This window comes from Amycolatopsis sp. MJM2582 (assembly GCF_000754115.1).
Lineage (GTDB): Bacteria > Actinomycetota > Actinomycetes > Mycobacteriales > Pseudonocardiaceae > Amycolatopsis > Amycolatopsis japonica.
Genome location: NZ_JPLW01000001.1, coordinates 552,568 through 568,982, shown reverse-complemented (window position 1 = coordinate 568,982; position 16,415 = coordinate 552,568). Strand labels below are relative to the sequence as shown.

The 16,415-nt window shown below is 66.7% G+C and carries 27 protein-coding genes; all 27 read left to right on the top strand.

The features are described from left to right. Window positions 1–59 precede the first annotated feature (59 nt). Window positions 60–1,253: an elongation factor Tu gene (gene tuf / locus ED92_RS02800; protein ID WP_016331088.1), complete on the top strand. Its 1,194-nt coding sequence runs from the start codon at window positions 60–62 to the stop codon at window positions 1,251–1,253. 410 nt (window positions 1,254–1,663) lie between these two features. Then, complete coding sequence (rpsJ, locus tag ED92_RS02795) at window positions 1,664–1,969, top strand: 30S ribosomal protein S10 (RefSeq protein WP_003102098.1); 306 nt, start codon at window positions 1,664–1,666, stop codon at window positions 1,967–1,969. A 34-nt stretch (window positions 1,970–2,003) separates the two neighbouring features. Next, window positions 2,004–2,654: a 50S ribosomal protein L3 gene (gene rplC / locus ED92_RS02790; RefSeq protein WP_007031036.1), complete on the top strand. Its 651-nt coding sequence runs from the start codon at window positions 2,004–2,006 to the stop codon at window positions 2,652–2,654. A 2-nt stretch (window positions 2,655–2,656) separates the two neighbouring features. After that, on the top strand, window positions 2,657–3,343 hold the full coding sequence (gene rplD, locus ED92_RS02785) for a 50S ribosomal protein L4 (RefSeq protein ID WP_016331090.1): 687 nt from the start codon (window positions 2,657–2,659) through the stop codon (window positions 3,341–3,343). Beyond that, window positions 3,340–3,651 carry a 50S ribosomal protein L23 gene (gene rplW, locus ED92_RS02780; protein ID WP_005166778.1) on the top strand — a complete coding sequence of 104 codons (312 nt, stop codon included), beginning with the start codon at window positions 3,340–3,342 and terminating at the stop codon, window positions 3,649–3,651. The genes rplD and rplW overlap by 4 nt, the downstream gene beginning before the upstream one ends. A 16-nt stretch (window positions 3,652–3,667) precedes the next feature. Beyond that, window positions 3,668–4,501: a 50S ribosomal protein L2 gene (rplB, locus tag ED92_RS02775; protein WP_005166779.1), complete on the top strand. Its 834-nt coding sequence runs from the start codon at window positions 3,668–3,670 to the stop codon at window positions 4,499–4,501. An 18-nt stretch (window positions 4,502–4,519) separates the two neighbouring features. Beyond that, window positions 4,520–4,801 (top strand): 30S ribosomal protein S19, encoded by a 282-nt coding sequence (gene rpsS, locus ED92_RS02770; protein ID WP_003102083.1) that lies wholly within the window; start codon window positions 4,520–4,522, stop codon window positions 4,799–4,801. A gap of 29 nt (window positions 4,802–4,830) precedes the next feature. After that, window positions 4,831–5,247: a 50S ribosomal protein L22 gene (rplV, locus tag ED92_RS02765; protein ID WP_005166780.1), complete on the top strand. Its 417-nt coding sequence runs from the start codon at window positions 4,831–4,833 to the stop codon at window positions 5,245–5,247. Next, window positions 5,247–6,104 carry a 30S ribosomal protein S3 gene (gene rpsC, locus ED92_RS02760; RefSeq protein WP_037332686.1) on the top strand — a complete coding sequence of 286 codons (858 nt, stop codon included), beginning with the start codon at window positions 5,247–5,249 and terminating at the stop codon, window positions 6,102–6,104. Before rplV ends, rpsC begins: the two co-directional genes overlap by 1 nt. Window positions 6,105–6,107: 3 nt before the next feature. Continuing rightward, entirely contained in the window at window positions 6,108–6,527 is a 420-nt protein-coding gene (gene rplP, locus ED92_RS02755; RefSeq protein ID WP_005166782.1) for a 50S ribosomal protein L16, read from the top strand. Beyond that, window positions 6,527–6,775, top strand: coding sequence for a 50S ribosomal protein L29 (gene rpmC / locus ED92_RS02750; RefSeq protein WP_007031040.1), 249 nt, complete (start codon window positions 6,527–6,529; stop codon window positions 6,773–6,775). The genes rplP and rpmC overlap by 1 nt, the downstream gene beginning before the upstream one ends. Next, window positions 6,772–7,053, top strand: coding sequence for a 30S ribosomal protein S17 (gene rpsQ / locus ED92_RS02745; RefSeq protein WP_007031041.1), 282 nt, complete (start codon window positions 6,772–6,774; stop codon window positions 7,051–7,053). The genes rpmC and rpsQ overlap by 4 nt, the downstream gene beginning before the upstream one ends. Window positions 7,054–7,132: 79 nt before the next feature. Next, window positions 7,133–7,501, top strand: coding sequence for a 50S ribosomal protein L14 (rplN, locus tag ED92_RS02740; protein ID WP_005166785.1), 369 nt, complete (start codon window positions 7,133–7,135; stop codon window positions 7,499–7,501). A 3-nt stretch (window positions 7,502–7,504) separates the two neighbouring features. Next, window positions 7,505–7,819, top strand: coding sequence for a 50S ribosomal protein L24 (gene rplX, locus ED92_RS02735; RefSeq protein ID WP_005166786.1), 315 nt, complete (start codon window positions 7,505–7,507; stop codon window positions 7,817–7,819). Window positions 7,820–7,821: 2 nt separating this feature from the next. Next, window positions 7,822–8,385, top strand: coding sequence for a 50S ribosomal protein L5 (gene rplE, locus ED92_RS02730; RefSeq protein WP_016331092.1), 564 nt, complete (start codon window positions 7,822–7,824; stop codon window positions 8,383–8,385). Between the two features lie 4 nt (window positions 8,386–8,389). Then, the gene (locus tag ED92_RS02725) at window positions 8,390–8,575 is read left to right on the top strand and encodes a type Z 30S ribosomal protein S14 (protein WP_005166789.1); all 186 of its coding nucleotides are present in this window, start codon (window positions 8,390–8,392) and stop codon (window positions 8,573–8,575) included. Window positions 8,576–8,655: 80 nt separating this feature from the next. After that, window positions 8,656–9,054, top strand: coding sequence for a 30S ribosomal protein S8 (gene rpsH, locus ED92_RS02720; RefSeq protein WP_007031043.1), 399 nt, complete (start codon window positions 8,656–8,658; stop codon window positions 9,052–9,054). Between the two features lie 16 nt (window positions 9,055–9,070). Then, window positions 9,071–9,610, top strand: a complete 540-nt coding sequence (rplF, locus tag ED92_RS02715; RefSeq protein WP_037332683.1) for a 50S ribosomal protein L6 — start codon at window positions 9,071–9,073, stop codon at window positions 9,608–9,610. Window positions 9,611–9,612: 2 nt separating this feature from the next. Then, the gene (gene rplR / locus ED92_RS02710) at window positions 9,613–10,011 is read left to right on the top strand and encodes a 50S ribosomal protein L18 (protein WP_007031045.1); all 399 of its coding nucleotides are present in this window, start codon (window positions 9,613–9,615) and stop codon (window positions 10,009–10,011) included. Window positions 10,012–10,042: 31 nt separating this feature from the next. Continuing rightward, window positions 10,043–10,687, top strand: a complete 645-nt coding sequence (gene rpsE / locus ED92_RS02705; protein WP_007031046.1) for a 30S ribosomal protein S5 — start codon at window positions 10,043–10,045, stop codon at window positions 10,685–10,687. Window positions 10,688–10,689: 2 nt separating this feature from the next. Beyond that, window positions 10,690–10,875, top strand: coding sequence for a 50S ribosomal protein L30 (gene rpmD, locus ED92_RS02700; protein WP_007031047.1), 186 nt, complete (start codon window positions 10,690–10,692; stop codon window positions 10,873–10,875). Beyond that, complete coding sequence (rplO, locus tag ED92_RS02695; protein WP_034304258.1) at window positions 10,872–11,318, top strand: 50S ribosomal protein L15; 447 nt, start codon at window positions 10,872–10,874, stop codon at window positions 11,316–11,318. The genes rpmD and rplO overlap by 4 nt, the downstream gene beginning before the upstream one ends. Window positions 11,319–11,652: 334 nt before the next feature. Then, entirely contained in the window at window positions 11,653–12,423 is a 771-nt protein-coding gene (locus tag ED92_RS02690) for a hypothetical protein (RefSeq protein WP_235213178.1), read from the top strand. Window positions 12,424–12,473: 50 nt separating this feature from the next. Further along, entirely contained in the window at window positions 12,474–13,106 is a 633-nt protein-coding gene (locus ED92_RS02685) for a LysE family translocator (RefSeq protein ID WP_037332678.1), read from the top strand. A 322-nt stretch (window positions 13,107–13,428) separates the two neighbouring features. Next, window positions 13,429–14,736 carry a preprotein translocase subunit SecY gene (gene secY, locus ED92_RS02680; RefSeq protein ID WP_007031051.1) on the top strand — a complete coding sequence of 436 codons (1,308 nt, stop codon included), beginning with the start codon at window positions 13,429–13,431 and terminating at the stop codon, window positions 14,734–14,736. Then, window positions 14,733–15,287, top strand: coding sequence for an adenylate kinase (locus tag ED92_RS02675; protein ID WP_007031052.1), 555 nt, complete (start codon window positions 14,733–14,735; stop codon window positions 15,285–15,287). The genes secY and ED92_RS02675 overlap by 4 nt, the downstream gene beginning before the upstream one ends. 44 nt (window positions 15,288–15,331) lie before the next feature. Further along, entirely contained in the window at window positions 15,332–16,108 is a 777-nt protein-coding gene (gene map, locus ED92_RS02670) for a type I methionyl aminopeptidase (protein WP_037332676.1), read from the top strand. Window positions 16,109–16,415 lie beyond the last annotated feature (307 nt).

The following is a 16,415-nucleotide window of genomic DNA, read 5'->3' as shown; positions in this document are numbered from 1 at the left end:
CCCCGTCCGACAGCCACGTTGGCCGGTGAGTAAGCAAAACAGTCCAGGAGGACATTCCAGTGGCGAAGGCGAAATTCGAGCGGACCAAGCCGCACGTCAACATCGGGACCATCGGTCACGTCGACCACGGTAAGACCACTCTGACCGCGGCGATCACCAAGGTTCTGCACGACAAGTACCCCGAGCTGAACACCGCTTCGGCGTTCGACCAGATCGACAACGCGCCCGAAGAGAAGCAGCGCGGTATCACGATCAACATCTCGCACGTCGAGTACCAGACCGAGAAGCGTCACTACGCCCACGTGGACGCCCCCGGTCACGCGGACTACATCAAGAACATGATCACCGGTGCGGCGCAGATGGACGGCGCGATCCTCGTGGTCGCGGCGACCGACGGCCCGATGCCGCAGACCCGTGAGCACGTGCTGCTCGCGAAGCAGGTCGGCGTGCCCTACATCGTGGTCGCGCTGAACAAGGCCGACATGGTCGACGACGAGGAGATCCTGGAGCTCGTCGAGCTCGAGGTCCGCGAGCTGCTGTCCTCCCAGGACTTCCCGGGTGACGACGCTCCGGTCATCAAGGTCTCCGGCCTGAAGGCCCTCGAGGGCGACGCCAAGTGGGGCGAGAGCGTTCTCGAGCTGATGGAAGCCGTCGACGAGAACGTGCCGGACCCGGTCCGCGAGCTCGACAAGCCGTTCCTCATGCCGATCGAGGACGTCTTCACCATCACCGGCCGTGGCACGGTCGTGACCGGTCGCATCGAGCGCGGCCGCGTCAACGTGAACGAAGAGGTCGAGATCGTCGGCATCAAGGAGAAGTCGACCAAGACCACCGTCACCGGTGTCGAGATGTTCCGCAAGCTGCTGGACACCGGCGAGGCGGGCGACAACGTCGGTCTGCTGGTCCGCGGTATCAAGCGCGAGGACGTCGAGCGCGGCCAGGTCGTCGTGAAGCCGGGCACCACCACCCCGCACACGGAGTTCGAGGGCTCGGTCTACATCCTGTCGAAGGACGAGGGTGGCCGTCACACCCCGTTCTTCAACAACTACCGCCCGCAGTTCTACTTCCGTACCACGGACGTGACCGGCGTCGTCACCCTCAAGGAGGGTGTCGAGATGGTCATGCCGGGCGACAACACGGACATCAGCGTCGTGCTGATCCAGCCGGTCGCCATGGACGAGGGCCTGCGTTTCGCCATCCGCGAGGGTGGTCGGACCGTCGGCGCCGGCCAGGTCACCAAGATCATCAAGTGATTTAGGCGCCCCGCCCGGGGGTAATACACCCCCGGGTTAGGGGCGTCAAATCACGTGTGCGACACTATTCAGGTTGCTCGTCCTGGGGCGGCCGAACTCGTACTTCTTCGGAAGACAGGTTCCGGCCGCCCTGGTATGAGCGGCCACGGTCCGCGGAGCACTTCCTTCGGGTGAGGCTAGCGGGCAAGGGCGTTTGAGACGGCGATCCAAGCTTTTCCGCCGGCTCGATGCCTCCTCACGTTGAGGAAGACCAGGCAAGACGAAGATCCCGCGGGATCCGTCTGTGCGTCGGGCACGACACGCCCGACCGCGTGGACCGGGGACAGGGCCGTTGAACTGGGAAAACCTCAGCCAGGCTGAGGTTTGAAAAGACAAAAGCGGCACGAGACGACAAGGAACGAGCAGCCACCATGGCGGGACAGAAGATCCGCATCCGGCTCAAGGCCTACGACCACGAGGCGATCGACACCTCGGCACGCAAGATCGTCGAGACGGTCACGCGTACCGGCGCCCGTGTTGTCGGGCCGGTGCCGCTGCCCACCGAGAAGAACGTTTACTGCGTCATCCGCTCGCCGCACAAGTACAAGGACTCGCGCGAGCACTTCGAGATGCGCACGCACAAGCGTCTGATCGACATCCTCGACCCGACGCCGAAGACGGTCGACGCGCTCATGCGCATCGACCTGCCGGCGAGCGTCGACGTCAACATCCAGTAGCAGCGGCTGGCGAGCGGCGGAGAGTAAGAGACTCATGTCTGACAGGCAAGTGAAGGGCATCCTGGGCACCAAGCTCGGCATGACCCAGGTCTTCGACGAGAACAACCGGGTCGTCCCGGTGACCGTCGTCCAGGCCGGGCCGAACGTGGTCACCCAGGTTCGGACCCAGGAGAACGACGGCTACAAGGCCGTGCAGCTGGCTTTCGGCGCGGTCGACCCGCGCCGGGTGAACAAGCCGCGCACCGGCCACTTCGACAAGGCGAGCGTGACCCCGCGTCGTTACCTTGCGGAGCTGCGTACCACCGACGCCGAGACCTACGAGGTCGGCCAGGAGATCACCGCCGAGGTGTTCGAGGCCGGTATCGAGGTCGACGTGACCGGTACCAGCAAGGGCAAGGGCTACGCCGGTGTCATGAAGCGTCACGGCTTCAAGGGCCAGGGCGCGAGCCACGGTGCCCAGGCCGTGCACCGCAAGCCCGGCTCGATCGGTGGCTGCGCCACCCCGGGCCGCGTCTTCAAGGGCCTGCGCATGGCGGGCCGGATGGGCAACGACCGGGTCACCACGCAGAACCTGACCGTGCACGCGGTGCGTGCCGAGGACGGCCTGCTGCTGATCAAGGGCGCCGTGCCCGGTCCCAAGGGCGGCCTGCTGTTCGTTCGCAGCGCCGCGAAGGGTGGTAACTGAACATGACCAGCGTCGAGCTGAAGACCCCGGCCGGTAAAGCCGACGGCACGGTCGAGCTCCCCTCGGAGATCTTCGACGTGCAGGCCAACGTGCCCCTCATGCACCAGGTCGTGGTGGCCCAGCTGGCCGCCGCGCGCCAGGGCACGCATGACACCAAGACCCGCGGTGAAGTCCGCGGTGGTGGCAAGAAGCCGTACCGCCAGAAGGGCACCGGCCGCGCCCGCCAGGGTTCGACCCGTGCGCCGCAGTTCACCGGTGGTGGCGTCGTCCACGGCCCCACGCCGCGTGACTACACCCAGCGGACCCCGAAGAAGATGAAGGCCGCCGCTCTGCGTGGCGCCCTCTCCGACCGGGCCCGTGCCGGACAGCTGCACGTCATCACCGAACTGGTGACCGGCGAGAAGCCGTCCACCAAGTCCGCCAAGGCCGCCATCGCCGCGGTGACCCAGGCCAAGCGCGTTCTCGTGGTCCTGCACCGCGACGACGAGCTGAGCTGGAACTCCGTGCGCAACCTGGCCGAGGTCCACATCATCACGCCCGACCAGCTCAACACCTACGACGTGTTGGTCAACGACGACGTGGTGTTCACCAAGGCCGCTTACGACGTGTTCGTCGCCGGCCCCGTCCGGGGCAAGGGCGCGAAGGCTTCGGCTCGGTCGAGCGAGGTTGAAGGGAGTGACGAGCAGTGAGTGCGATCGCCATCCCCGATCCCCGCGACATCTTGCTCGCGCCGGTGATCTCCGAGAAGTCCTACGGGCTGCTCGAGGACCACAAGTACACGTTCATCGTCCGCCCGGACGCCAACAAGACCCAGATCAAGATCGCGGTCGAGAAGGTGTTCGGCGTCAAGGTGGTCAGCGTCAACACGGCCAACCGCCAGGGCAAGCGTAAGCGGACTCGCGCCGGCTTCGGCAAGCGCAAGGACACCAAGCGCGCCATCGTGACTCTTTCGGCTGAGAGCAAGCCGATCGAGATCTTCGGCGGACCCACCGCGTAAAGGACTGAGCTGACACATGGGCATCCGCAAGTACAAGCCGACGACCCCGGGTCGTCGCGGTTCCAGCGTCTCCGACTTCGCCGAGATCACTCGGTCCACCCCGGAGAAGTCGCTGCTGCGTCCGCTGAGCAAGTCCGGCGGCCGTAACTCCAGCGGCAAGATCACCACCCGGCACAAGGGTGGTGGCCACAAGCGTGCGTACCGGCTGATCGACTTCCGCCGGAACGACAAGGACGGCGTTCCCGCCAAGGTCGCGCACATCGAGTACGACCCCAACCGGTCCGCTCGGATCGCGCTGCTGCACTACGCCGACGGCGAGAAGCGCTACATCATCGCCCCGGAGAAGCTCAAGCAGGGTGACACGGTCGAGAACGGCCCCCGTGCCGACATCAAGCCGGGTAACAACCTGCCGCTGCGCAACATCCCGGTCGGCACCGTGATCCACGCGATCGAGCTCCGCCCCGGTGGCGGCGCGAAGATGGCGCGGTCCGCCGGTGCCAAGGTGCAGCTGGTGGCGAAGGACGGGCCGTACGCCCAGCTTCGTCTCCCCTCGGGCGAGATCCGCAACGTCGACGTGCGCAACCGCGCCACCATCGGCGAGGTCGGCAACTCCGAGCACTCGAACATCAACTGGGGCAAGGCGGGCCGTAACCGCTGGCGCGGCAAGCGCCCCACCGTCCGTGGTGTCGTCATGAACCCGGTCGACCACCCGCACGGTGGTGGTGAGGGTAAGACCTCCGGTGGTCGCCACCCGGTGAACCCGAACGGCAAGCCCGAAGGCCGCACCCGCCGCCGCAAGGCTTCCGACGCCATGATCGTCCGCCGCCGGCGTACCGGCAAGAAGCGCTGAGCAGGGAGGTAGAAGAACATGCCACGTAGCCTCAAAAAGGGCCCCTTCGTGGACGACCACCTGCTCAAGAAGGTGGACGCTCTCAACGAGTCGGGCAAGAAGACCGTGATCAAGACGTGGTCGCGTCGCTCCACGATCATCCCGGATTTCCTGGGTCACACGATCGCTGTGCACGACGGCCGCAAGCACGTCCCGGTGTTCGTCACCGAGGCGATGGTGGGTCACAAGTTGGGCGAATTCGCGCCGACTCGGACCTTCAAGGGCCACATCAAGGACGACCGCAAGTCGCGCCGCCGCTGAGCGGGCACGAGAGAACAAGGAAGCTAGCGATGAACGCCCAGAACGACGTGGCCGAGGCTTTGCCGACGGCTTACGCGCGGGCTCGCTTCGTCCGGGACTCGCCTACCAAGGTGCGCCGGGTGATCGAGCTGATCAAGGGACGTAGCGCCGCCGACGCCTTGGCCGTGCTCCAGTTCGCCCCGCAGGCGGCAAGCGAGCCGGTCGCGAAGGTGCTCGCCAGCGCCGTGGCCAACGCCGAGAACAACCTCGATCTCGACCCGGACACCCTCTGGGTCAAGAACGCCTACGCCGACGAGGGCCCGACCCTCAAGCGCATCCGTCCGCGGGCCCAGGGCCGCGCGTACCGGATCCGCAAGCGGACCAGCCACATCACCGTCGAGGTGGAGTCGCGTCCCAAGGCCGAGGCCAAGAAGGCACAGGGCAAGAAGAAGGCAGGTGGCCGGTAGTGGGCCAGAAGATCAACCCGCACGGCTTCCGCCTGGGTATCACCACGGACTGGAAGTCGCGTTGGTACGCCGACAAGCAGTACGCGGAGTACGTGGCCGAGGACGTCAAGATCCGGAAGCTGCTGTCCACGGGCATGGAGCGCGCCGGGATCTCCAAGGTCGAGATCGAGCGCACCCGTGACCGGGTCCGCGTCGACATCCACACCGCCCGGCCGGGCATCGTCATCGGCCGCCGCGGCGCGGAGGCCGACCGCATCCGCGGCGCGCTGGAGAAGCTGACCGCCAAGCAGGTCCAGCTGAACATCCTCGAGGTCAAGAACCCCGAGGCCGACGCCCAGCTCGTCGCGCAGGGTGTCGCGGAGCAGCTGAGCAACCGTGTGGCGTTCCGCCGCGCGATGCGCAAGGCGATCCAGACCTCCATGCGTTCGCCGCAGGTCAAGGGCATCCGCGTGCAGTGCGGCGGTCGTCTCGGCGGTGCCGAGATGTCCCGCTCCGAGCACTACCGCGATGGCCGCGTCCCGCTGCACACGCTGCGCGCCGACATCGACTACGGCTTCTTCGAGGCCAAGACGACGTTCGGTCGCATCGGCGTGAAGGTGTGGATCTACAAGGGCGAGCTCGTGGGTGGCCTCAAGGCCAAGGAGGCGCGTGACGCCGCCGCGGCCGCCGAGCGCGCCCCGCGCCGTGACCGTGGTGACCGTCCCTCCCGACCGCGCCGTTCCGGCTCGTCGGGCACGACGCCGACCTCGACCGAAGCCGGCCGGGCCGCCGCCGCCGCGAAGAGCGGCGACGCTCCCAAGGGCGACACGGCCACCGAGGCCCCGGCTGCTGAGACTGCAGAAAAGACGGAGGGCTGACACGTGCTCATCCCGCGCAGGGTCAAGCACCGGAAGCAGCACTCCCCGAAGCGCCACGGTGCCGCCAAGGGCGGTACGAAGGTGAACTTCGGCGAGTACGGCATCCAGGCGCTTGAGCACAGCTACGTGACCAACCGGCAGATCGAGTCCGCTCGTATCGCCATGACGCGTCACATCAAGCGTGGCGGCAAGGTGTGGACGACCATCTACCCGGACCGCCCGCTGACCAAGAAGCCGGCGGAAACCCGCATGGGTTCCGGTAAGGGTTCGCCCGAGTGGTGGATCGCCAACGTGAAGCCGGGCCGCGTGATGTTCGAGATCTCGTTCCCGAACGAGGAGACCGCCCGCGAGGCGCTCCGTCGCGCGATCCACAAGCTGCCCATGAAGTGCCGCATCGTGACCCGTGAAGGTGGTGAGTTCTGATGGCGAAGGCAGGTGCCGCCCAGGCATCGGAGCTGCGTGAGCTCACCGCGGAAGAGCTCGTTCTGCGTCTGAAGGAATACAAGGAGGAGCTCTTCAACCTCCGCTTCCAGATGGCGACCGGACAGCTCGACAACAACCGCCGTCTGCGCACCGTCCGCACGGACATCGCGCGGATCTACACGGTCATGCGCGAGCGTGAACTCGGCCTGTCCGTTTCCCCTGACGCCGAGAGTGAAGGTGCCGCATGAGCGAGCAGCCCAACGCTGAGGCGGCCCCCCGCAACGACCGCAAGGTCCGTGAGGGTTACGTCGTCTCGGACAAGATGAACAAGACGATCGTGGTCGAGCTCGAAGACCGCAAGAAGCACCGTCGTTACGCCAAGGTTCTCCGCAGCACCAGCAAGGTCAAGGTGCACGACGAGAACAACGAGGCGGGCGTGGGCGACCGGGTCACCCTGATGGAGACCCGCCCGCTGTCGGCGACCAAGCGCTGGCGTCTGGTGCAGATCGTGGAGAAGGCCAAGTAAGTAGGGCTCTTTTTGAGTCCCTTAGTTCCGCAAGGCTCGCGGTTCAACGCGAGAACCAGCGCGACATACAGGAGTAGACGTGATCCAGCAGGAGTCGCGGCTTCGGGTTGCCGACAACACGGGCGCGAAGGAGATCCTTTGCATCCGCGTTCTCGGTGGCTCGGGGCGGCGCTACGCGGGCATCGGCGACATCATCGTCGCCACCGTGAAGGACGCCATGCCGGCTGCCGGCGTGAAGAAGGGTGACGTCGTCAAGGCGGTCATCGTTCGCACGCGCAAGGAGCGCCGTCGTCCGGACGGTTCTTACATCCGCTTCGACGAGAACGCTGCTGTGCTCATCAAGAACGACAATGAGCCCCGCGGCACCCGCATCTTCGGGCCGGTCGGCCGCGAGCTGCGCGACCGAAAGTTCATGAAGATCATTTCGCTCGCGCCGGAGGTGTTGTAGAGCATGAAGGTGAAGAAGGGCGACACGGTCGTCGTCATCGCCGGCAAGGACAAGGGTGCCAAGGGCAAGGTCATCCAGGCCTACCCCGAGCGCGAGCGCGTGCTGGTCGAGGGCGTCAACCGGATCAAGAAGCACACGCGGATCTCCCAGACCCAGCGCGGCGCGCAGTCCGGCGGCATCGTCACGCAGGAGGCGCCCATCCACGTCTCGAACGTGATGGTCGTCGACTCCGACGGCAAGCCGACCCGGGTGGGCTACCGCATCGGCGAGGACGGCAAGAAGGTCCGGGTCTCGCGCCGGAACGGTAAGGACATCTGATCATGACCACCGCAGAGAAGATCGCCCCGCGCCTCAAGGTGCGGTACCGCGAGGAGATCAAGGGACAGCTCCAGGAGGAGTTCTCCTTCGAGAACGTCCACCAGATCCCGGGCGTCGTCAAGGTCGTCGTGAACATGGGTGTCGGTGACGCCGCCCGTGACAGCAAGCTGATCGAAGGCGCCATCCGCGACCTGGCCGCGATCACCGGGCAGAAGCCCGAGGTTCGCAAGGCTCGCAAGTCCATCGCGCAGTTCAAGCTGCGTGAGGGCCAGCCGATCGGTGCGCGCGTCACGCTGCGCAACGACCGCATGTGGGAGTTCCTCGACCGGCTGCTGACCATCGCGCTGCCGCGTATCCGTGACTTCCGCGGGCTTTCGCCGAAGCAGTTCGACGGCAACGGCAACTACACGTTCGGTCTCAACGAGCAGTCCATGTTCCACGAGATCGACCCGGACGCCATCGACCGCCCGCGCGGTATGGACGTCACTGTCGTCACCACCGCCAACACCGACGACGAGGGCCGCGCGCTGCTTCGCAAGCTCGGCTTCCCGTTCAAGGAGAACTGAGTCGATGGCCAAGAAAGCACTGGTCCACAAGGCCGCGAAGACGCCGAAGTTCAAGGTTCGCGGTTACACGCGCTGCCAGCGGTGCGGTCGCCCGCACTCGGTGTTCCGCAAGTTCGGGCTCTGCCGGATCTGCCTTCGCGAGATGGCACACGCGGGCGAGCTGCCCGGCGTCCGCAAGTCCAGCTGGTAAGAGTCTTTTTTAACTCCCACTTCGCCACAGGCCCCGCAGTGATTGCAGGGAACCAGGGCGAGAAAGGTTGACAGGTCACCATGACGATGACCGACCCCATCGCAGACTTCTTGACCCGTCTGCGTAACGCGAACTCGGCTTACCACGACGAGGTCGTGCTTCCCCACTCGAAGATCAAGGCGAACATCGCCGAGATCCTCAAGCGCGAGGGTTACATCTCGGGCTACCGTGACGAGCCGGGCGAGAAGCACAAGAACCTCGTCGTGGAGCTGAAGTACGGCCCCAACCGTGAGCGCAGCATCGCCGGCCTCCGCCGCGTGTCCAAGCCCGGTCTGCGGGTCTACGCAAAATCGACCGAACTGCCGTCGGTTCTCGGTGGCCTCGGCGTCGCGATCATCTCGACGTCGTCCGGCCTCCAGACCGACCGTCAGGCCAAGCGCAACAGCGTGGGCGGCGAAGTCCTCGCCTACGTCTGGTAAGGAAGGGGGCACAGACATGTCACGCATTGGAAAGCTGCCGGTCGCCGTCCCCTCCGGGGTCGAGGTGACCATCGACGGTCAGCAGATCAAGGTCAAGGGGCCCAAGGGCACCCTTGAGCACACCATCGCCGAGCCGATCACCGTCGAGAAGGCCGAAGACGGCACTCTCGAGGTCAAGCGGCCCGACGAGGAGCGCACCAGCCGTGCCCTGCACGGTCTCACCCGGACGCTGGTCAACAACCTCGTCGTCGGTGTGACCGAGGGCTACGAGAAGAAGCTCGAGATCCACGGTGTCGGTTACCGCGTGCAGGCCAAGGGCTCGGACCTCGAGTTCGCCCTCGGCTACAGCCACCCGGTGAAGATCGAGGCGCCGGAAGGCATCACCTTCAAGGTCGAGACCCCCACCCGGTTCTCGGTCTCGGGCATCGACAAGCAGAAGGTCGGCCAGATCGCCGCGGTCATCCGCAAGCTGCGCCGCCCGGACCCGTACAAGGGCAAGGGCCTGCGCTACGAGGGTGAGAAGATCCGCCGCAAGGTCGGAAAGACGGGTAAGTGATCATGAGCGACACGACTACGAAGCGCAAGCCGGTCGGCAAGGACATCTCGACCCGCCGCCGCGTCGCGAAGGCCCGTCGGCACTTCCGCCTTCGCAAGAAGATCAACGGCACGGACCAGCGTCCGCGCCTGGTCGTCAAGCGTTCGTCGCGGCACATCGCCGTGCAGCTGATCGACGACCTCGCCGGCAAGACCCTGGCGTCGGCGTCCACCCTCGAGGCGGACGTCCGCGCGCTGGAAGGCGACAAGAAGGCCAAGGCCGCCAAGGTCGGGGAGCTCGTCGCCGCCCGCGCCAAGAACGCCGGTGTCTCGACCGTGGTGTTCGACCGTGGTGGCAACGCCTACCACGGCCGCATCGCGGCGCTCGCCGACGCTGCCCGCGAGGCGGGGTTGGAGTTCTGATGCAGATGCTCGTGAATGGAAGGAAAGCCTGATGCCGGGACGTACACGGCAATTCGGCGGCGGCCAGGGCGGACCCGGCGGGCAGGGCGGCAACGACCGCAATGACCGTCGCGACCGCCGGGACCGGCGCGACAGCGGCCGTGGCGGGGCCGGCCAGGAGAAGACCCCGCACCTCGAGAAGGTCGTGACGATCAACCGCGTCGCCAAGGTCGTCAAGGGTGGTCGTCGCTTCAGCTTCACCGCCCTGGTGGTCGTCGGTGACGGCGACGGTCAGGTCGGCGTCGGCTACGGCAAGGCCAAGGAAGTTCCTGCGGCCATCGCCAAGGGCGTCGAGGAAGCGAAGAAGAACTTCTTCCGCGTTCCCCGCGTCGCCGGCACCATCCCCCACCCGATCCAGGGTGAGGAAGCCGCCGGTGTCGTGCTGCTCCGTCCGGCCTCGGCCGGTACCGGTGTCATCGCCGGTGGCCCGGTGCGCGCGGTGCTGGAGTGCGCGGGCGTCCACGACGTGCTGTCGAAGTCGCTCGGCTCCGACAACGCGATCAACATCGTGCACGCGACCGTGGCGGCCCTGAAGGGTCTGCAGCGTCCCGAAGAGGTCGCGGCCCGCCGCGGTCTCCCGCTCGAGGACGTCGCTCCGGCTCGCATGCTGCGCCAGCGCGCGGGTCAGGGGGTCTGACCATGACTCAGCTCAAGGTGACCCAGGTCAAGAGCAAGATCGGCACGAAGCACGCTCACCGCGAGTCGCTGCGCACCCTCGGGCTGCGCAAGATCCGCCAGAGCGTCGTGCGTGATGACACTCCCGAGGTGCGCGGCCTTATCCACACCGTCCGCCACCTGGTGGAGGTCGAGGAGGTCAAGGCATGACTGCCATCAAGATCCACCACCTTCGTCCGGCTCCGGGCGCGAAGCGCGACAAGATCCGCGTCGGCCGTGGTGAGGGCTCGAAGGGCAAGACCGCCGGTCGCGGTACCAAGGGCACCAAGGCCCGGAAGAACGTGCCCGCCGGTTTCGAGGGTGGGCAGATGCCCATCCACATGCGGCTGCCGAAGCTGCGCGGCTTCAAGAACCGGTTCCGCACCGAGTACCAGCCGGTGAACGTGGGCGACATCGCCCGCGTCTTCCCGGAGGGTGGCAAGGTCGGCGCCGAGGAGCTCGTCGCGAACGGTCTGGTCCGCAAGGGCAAGCTCGTGAAGGTGCTCGGCAACGGCGACGTGAACGGCGTCAAGCTGGACGTCACCGCCGACGCTTTCTCCGGCTCCGCCAAGGAGAAGCTCTCCGCCGCCGGTGGCTCCGCCACCACGCTCTGAGCTTTCTTCGCTCGCTTCACCGAAAGGCCCGCCAGGCTCCGCCAGGCGGGCCTTTCGCTTGCGCTCCCTCCGGCGGCCCCGACCTGCGTTTCGCGGGCTAACCGCGATCTGGCCCGTTTCGCCCGGCGCGCCCGCCGACCTGCGTTTCGCCCCCTAATCGCGATCCGGGCTGCGGACCGCCATCCCCGCCTCCGACCTGCGTTTCGCGGGCTAAACGCGCTCCGACGGTCGCGCAGGTGCCCGCCGTCCGGATCGCGGTTAGCCCGCGAAACGCAGGTCGGCCCCGGCGGCCGCGGGCATGGCGGAGGGGTGTCTGAGCTGGAAGGATCGTGAGGTGGCCATACCTCCAGGGCAGGATCCGCAGCCCGTTCAGCAGCAGCCGGACGCCCCGCCGATGGTCGTATCGGTTTCAGGCCCGATGGATCCTGTAGCCGAGCCGGCACGGTCGGGCCGGCTCGAGCCCCGCCGACTGGTCGCGGCGGGACTGGCCGCACTCGCTCTGGTGCTGACCCTCATGGGTTGCTTCTTCCCGTTCTTCAACATCGAGCATCGCCTCAGCTTCGATCGCAGCGCCTCGGTCGTCCTCGTGGTCGTCCAGGGGGCTTGGGATACGCAGCTCATCCAGCCCAACGACCAGCCCTTCACCACATCGACGGCGCCTCTTGGCATCCCGATCCTGATCGCCGCGGCGATCCTCCTGGCGGCCACGATCGTCTGCGCGCGCGCCGCAGGACTCCGCCGCCCGGCCGTTTTGGACCGATGGCTCAGCACCATCGGGTCGGTGTTCCTCGCCGGAGTCGTCGCCACCGCGGCCACGCTGGCGTTCGGCCGCCCGGTGGATGGAGACAGCGTGACGACGCTGACGGTGGGAGCGGGGATGTGGGCACTCTTCGCCGCGGTCGTCGCCGCGGCGGGGGCCGCGGTCATGAGCCACCGCGTCCAGGACGACGAGGTCCCGATGAGCGGCGACTCGGCGCTCGCGGAAATGCCCACACCGAAGGACGGCATCTCCATCACGGTGCTCCCGCCGGAGCCGCAGCCGGAGGTCCCGGACTATTCAGCCTTCGCGCCGCCACCCGATCCCGGCGCGAAAGAGCGCGATTAGCCCGCTAAACGCGCTCCCGGTCGCCGATACGGTGGGGGAGGAGGTGGCCGATGACTTGGGCGGCGGTCTTTTTCGGAGCGGCGGTGCTCGTGGCTTTTACGCCAGGGGCGAACAATCTGCTCGGCCTGCACCACGGAATGACGCAGGGGGCATGGAAAGGGCTCGCCGGCCTGTTAGGCCGATTGGCCGCATTCACGGTGCTCATCGCGGCCGTCGCCGCTGGCCTCGGCCAGCTCCTCGCGGCGTCCGAGCTTGCACTCACGGTGATCAAATGGGCCGGCGTCGCCTACCTGGCCTGGATCGGCGCGCGTCTGCTGTGGTCGACGTTCCGCGGCGGGCACACCACGCTCATCCAGACGCCACGAGGCGCTGAATCCGTGCCCGCGCTGAAGATCGCGAGGAAGGAATTCGTCGTCGCGATCACGAACCCGAAGGCGATCCTCATCTTCACCGCGTTCGTGCCCCAGTTCATCGACGCTGCTCACGGCTCCTTTTCCGCCCAGATCGCGATCCTCGGCGCCGTCTACCTGCTCGCCGAGTTCGTCGCGGGCGCGACGTACATCGGCGCGGGCGCGCTCGTGAAGACGCTTCGGCTGTCTCGCCGGGCGACCCGCAACGTCGACCGCGGCACCGGTGTCGTGCTCCTCGGCATGGCAGGAGCCCTGGCGACTTCGAGCTCCTGAGCGCCCGCCCCGATCACAGTGCGTTTAGCGGGCTAATCGTGATCCGGCAGCGCCAGGAACGTGGGGAACGGTAAGGCGATCTGTCAAGGTTCCGGAGCGAGAAGCACAAGTCGATCAACCCCGCGGACCAACCTTCGTTCGGAAAACCCACACGCACTGCGGACACGCCCTGTGAAGCTGTTAGAGTCGGCGGCACGCTTCGGGACGAGTGTGCCCCGAAGCGTTCCTGGCTTGTGCCAGAAAGCTGTGTGTTCCCGCCGGCCCCAGGCCGGCCAAGCCGATCGTCGGTAAGACAGCCGACGACGCCGAGGAGGTTCCCCGCGTGCTCAGCGCCTTCCGCTCGGCTCTAGCGACGCCGGATCTACGTAAGAAGATCCTGTTCACGCTAGCCATCGTCGCGGTCTACCGAATCGGTGCCACCATTCCGGCCCCGGGCATCTCGTATTCCGCCGTGCAGCAATGTACGGAGACCGGGTCGCAGGAGGGCGTCTACCAGCTGCTGAATCTGTTCAGTGGTGGTGCACTACTGCAGCTGTCGCTGTTCTCGACCGGCATCATGCCGTACATCACGGCGAGCATCATCGTCCAGCTCCTCACCGTGGTCATCCCGCGGTTCGAGGAACTGAAGAAGGAAGGCCAGGCCGGCCAGGGCAAGCTGACCCAGTACACCCGGTACCTGACGATCGCCCTCGCGGTCCTGCAGGCGACCGGTGTGGTGGCACTCGCCGACCGCAAGCAGCTCTTCCCGCAGTGCGACACCGCGATCATCCCGGACAACAGCGTCTACACGCTGGCCATCATCGTCATCACGATGACCGCCGGTACCGCCGTCATGATGTGGCTGGGTGAGCTGATCACCGAGCGCGGCGTCGGCAACGGCATGTCCGTCCTCATCTTCCTGAACATCGCGGCCCGGATCCCGATCGAGGGTGGCAACATCCTCAGCAGCGCGGGTGGCGTCGTCTTCGCCCTGATCTGCGTGTTCGGCCTGGTGATCATCGCCAGCGTCATCTTCGTCGAGCAGGGTCAGCGCCGGATCCCGGTGCAGTACGCCAAGCGCATGATCGGCCGCCGCATGTACGGCGGGACCTCGACGTACCTGCCGATCAAGGTGAACCAGGCCGGCGTCATCCCGGTCATCTTCGCCTCGTCGCTGCTCTACCTGCCGGACCTGATCAGCCGCCTCGTCGGCGACGCCAACAGCAACGCGGGCTGGCAGGTCTTCATCCAGAACTACATCGTCAACCAGTCCAGCTGGGCGCACGTCCTGCTGTACTTCGCGTTGATCATCTTCTTCACGTACTTCTACATCACGATCACGTTCAACGTGGACGAGCGTGCGGAAGAAATGAAGAAGTTCGGTGGCTTCATCCCGGGTATCCGCCCGGGCCGCCCCACCGCGGAGTACCTCAGCTACGTCCTCGGCCGCATCACCCTGCCGGGCTCGCTGTACCTGGGCATCATCGCGATCCTTCCGAACTTCTTCCTGTCCGTCACCGGCAGCGGGAACAACCAGAACTTCCCGTTCGGTGGCACGGCTGTGCTGATCATGGTCGGTGTCGGTCTCGACACCGTGAAGCAGATCGAAAGCCAGCTGATGCAACGTAACTACGAAGGGTTCTTGAAGTGACGCGCCTGGTTCTCGTTGGCCCTCCTGGCGCGGGCAAAGGTACTCAGGCGGTAGCACTGTCGGAGAAGCTCCGGATCCCGCACATCTCGACCGGCGACCTGTTCCGCGCCCACGTGGGGGAGCAGACGCCGCTGGGCCAGGAAGCCAAGCGCTACCTGGACTCCGGCGAACTCGTGCCCGACTCGGTCACGAACGAGATGGTGCGTGAGCGTCTCGCCGAACCCGACGCCAAGGTCGGTTTCCTGCTCGACGGGTTCCCCCGGAACACGAAGCAGGCCGACGTCCTCGGCGAAATCCTCGGCGAGGTCGACACCAAGCTCAACGCGGTCATCCAGCTCCAGGTCTCGGAAGACGTCGTCGTCGAGCGGCTGCTGTCCCGCGGCCGCTCGGACGACACCGAAGAGGTCATCCGTCGCCGCCAGCAGATCTACGTGTCCGAGACGGCTCCGCTGCTCGAGTACTACGCGGACATCCTGGTCACGGTCGACGGCGTCGGCTCGGTCGACGAGATCTCCGCCCGCGTGCTGGAAGCGCTGCGCGACCGCACGTGAATCTCGGAGGACTGCGTGTACTGCAACGGCTTCGTCGTGGGCGCATGATCGAAATCAAGACCCCTGGCGAGCTCCAGGCGATGCGGGCCGCCGGTCTGGTGGTCTGGCGCACCCTCACCGCGGTGCGCGAGATCGCCAAGCCGGGGGTGACCACGGCCGACCTCGACGAGCTCGCCGAGCAGACGATCCGCGACGCCGGCGCGGTGCCCTCGTTCAAGGGTTACCACGGCTTCCCGGCGTCGATCTGCGCTTCGGTGAACGAGCAGATCGTCCACGGCATCCCGTCGAAGACGCAGGTCCTGAACGACGGCGACATCATCTCGGTGGACTGCGGCGCCATCCTCGACGGCTGGCACGGCGACTCCGCCGTCACCCTCGCGATCGGGGAGGTGTCGAAGGCGGATCTCGCGCTCTCGGCCGCCACCGAGGCGGCCATGTGGGCCGGGATCGCCGCGGTGGCGTCCGGTGGCAGGCTCACGGACATCTCGCACGCCGTGCAGACCGCCGCGGAGAAGGCCGGCCGGGAAGACGGCATCGAGTACGGGATGATCGTCGAGTACGGCGGTCACGGCATCGGGCGCCAGATGCACATGGACCCGTTCCTGCCGAACCTGGGCAAACCGGGCAAGGGACCGCGGCTCAAGACCGGTATGGCGCTCGCGATCGAGCCCATGCTGACGGGTGGTGGCGGGGAGACCGTCGAGCTCGAAGACGGGTGGACCGTCGTGACCGCGGACGGCTCGCGGGCCTCGCACTGGGAGCACACGGTCGCCATCACCGATGACGGCCCGTGGGTGCTGACCGCCCCCGAAGACGCCTGACCTGCCCCCGCGCCCGTCGGAGCGCGTTTAGCCCGCGAAACGCAAGTGCGCGCCGGGATCGCGTTTAGCCCGCTAAAGGCGAACGGGCGTCCGGGAGCGCGATTAGCCCGCGAAACGCAGGTCGCCCCGCTGGACGGCGCAACGCTCGGGCCCGCCGTTGAGGTCCTCGCTCGCTACCCCCATCGGGTGCACCTCGGCCGCCGAGCGCCCCAGGTCCAGCCTCCATCGGAGCGCGATTAGCCCGCTAAACGCAGGTCGGCGCGGGCGTACGATGGAGAGGTCGCATCCGGCGGGCTCAGGGGTCACG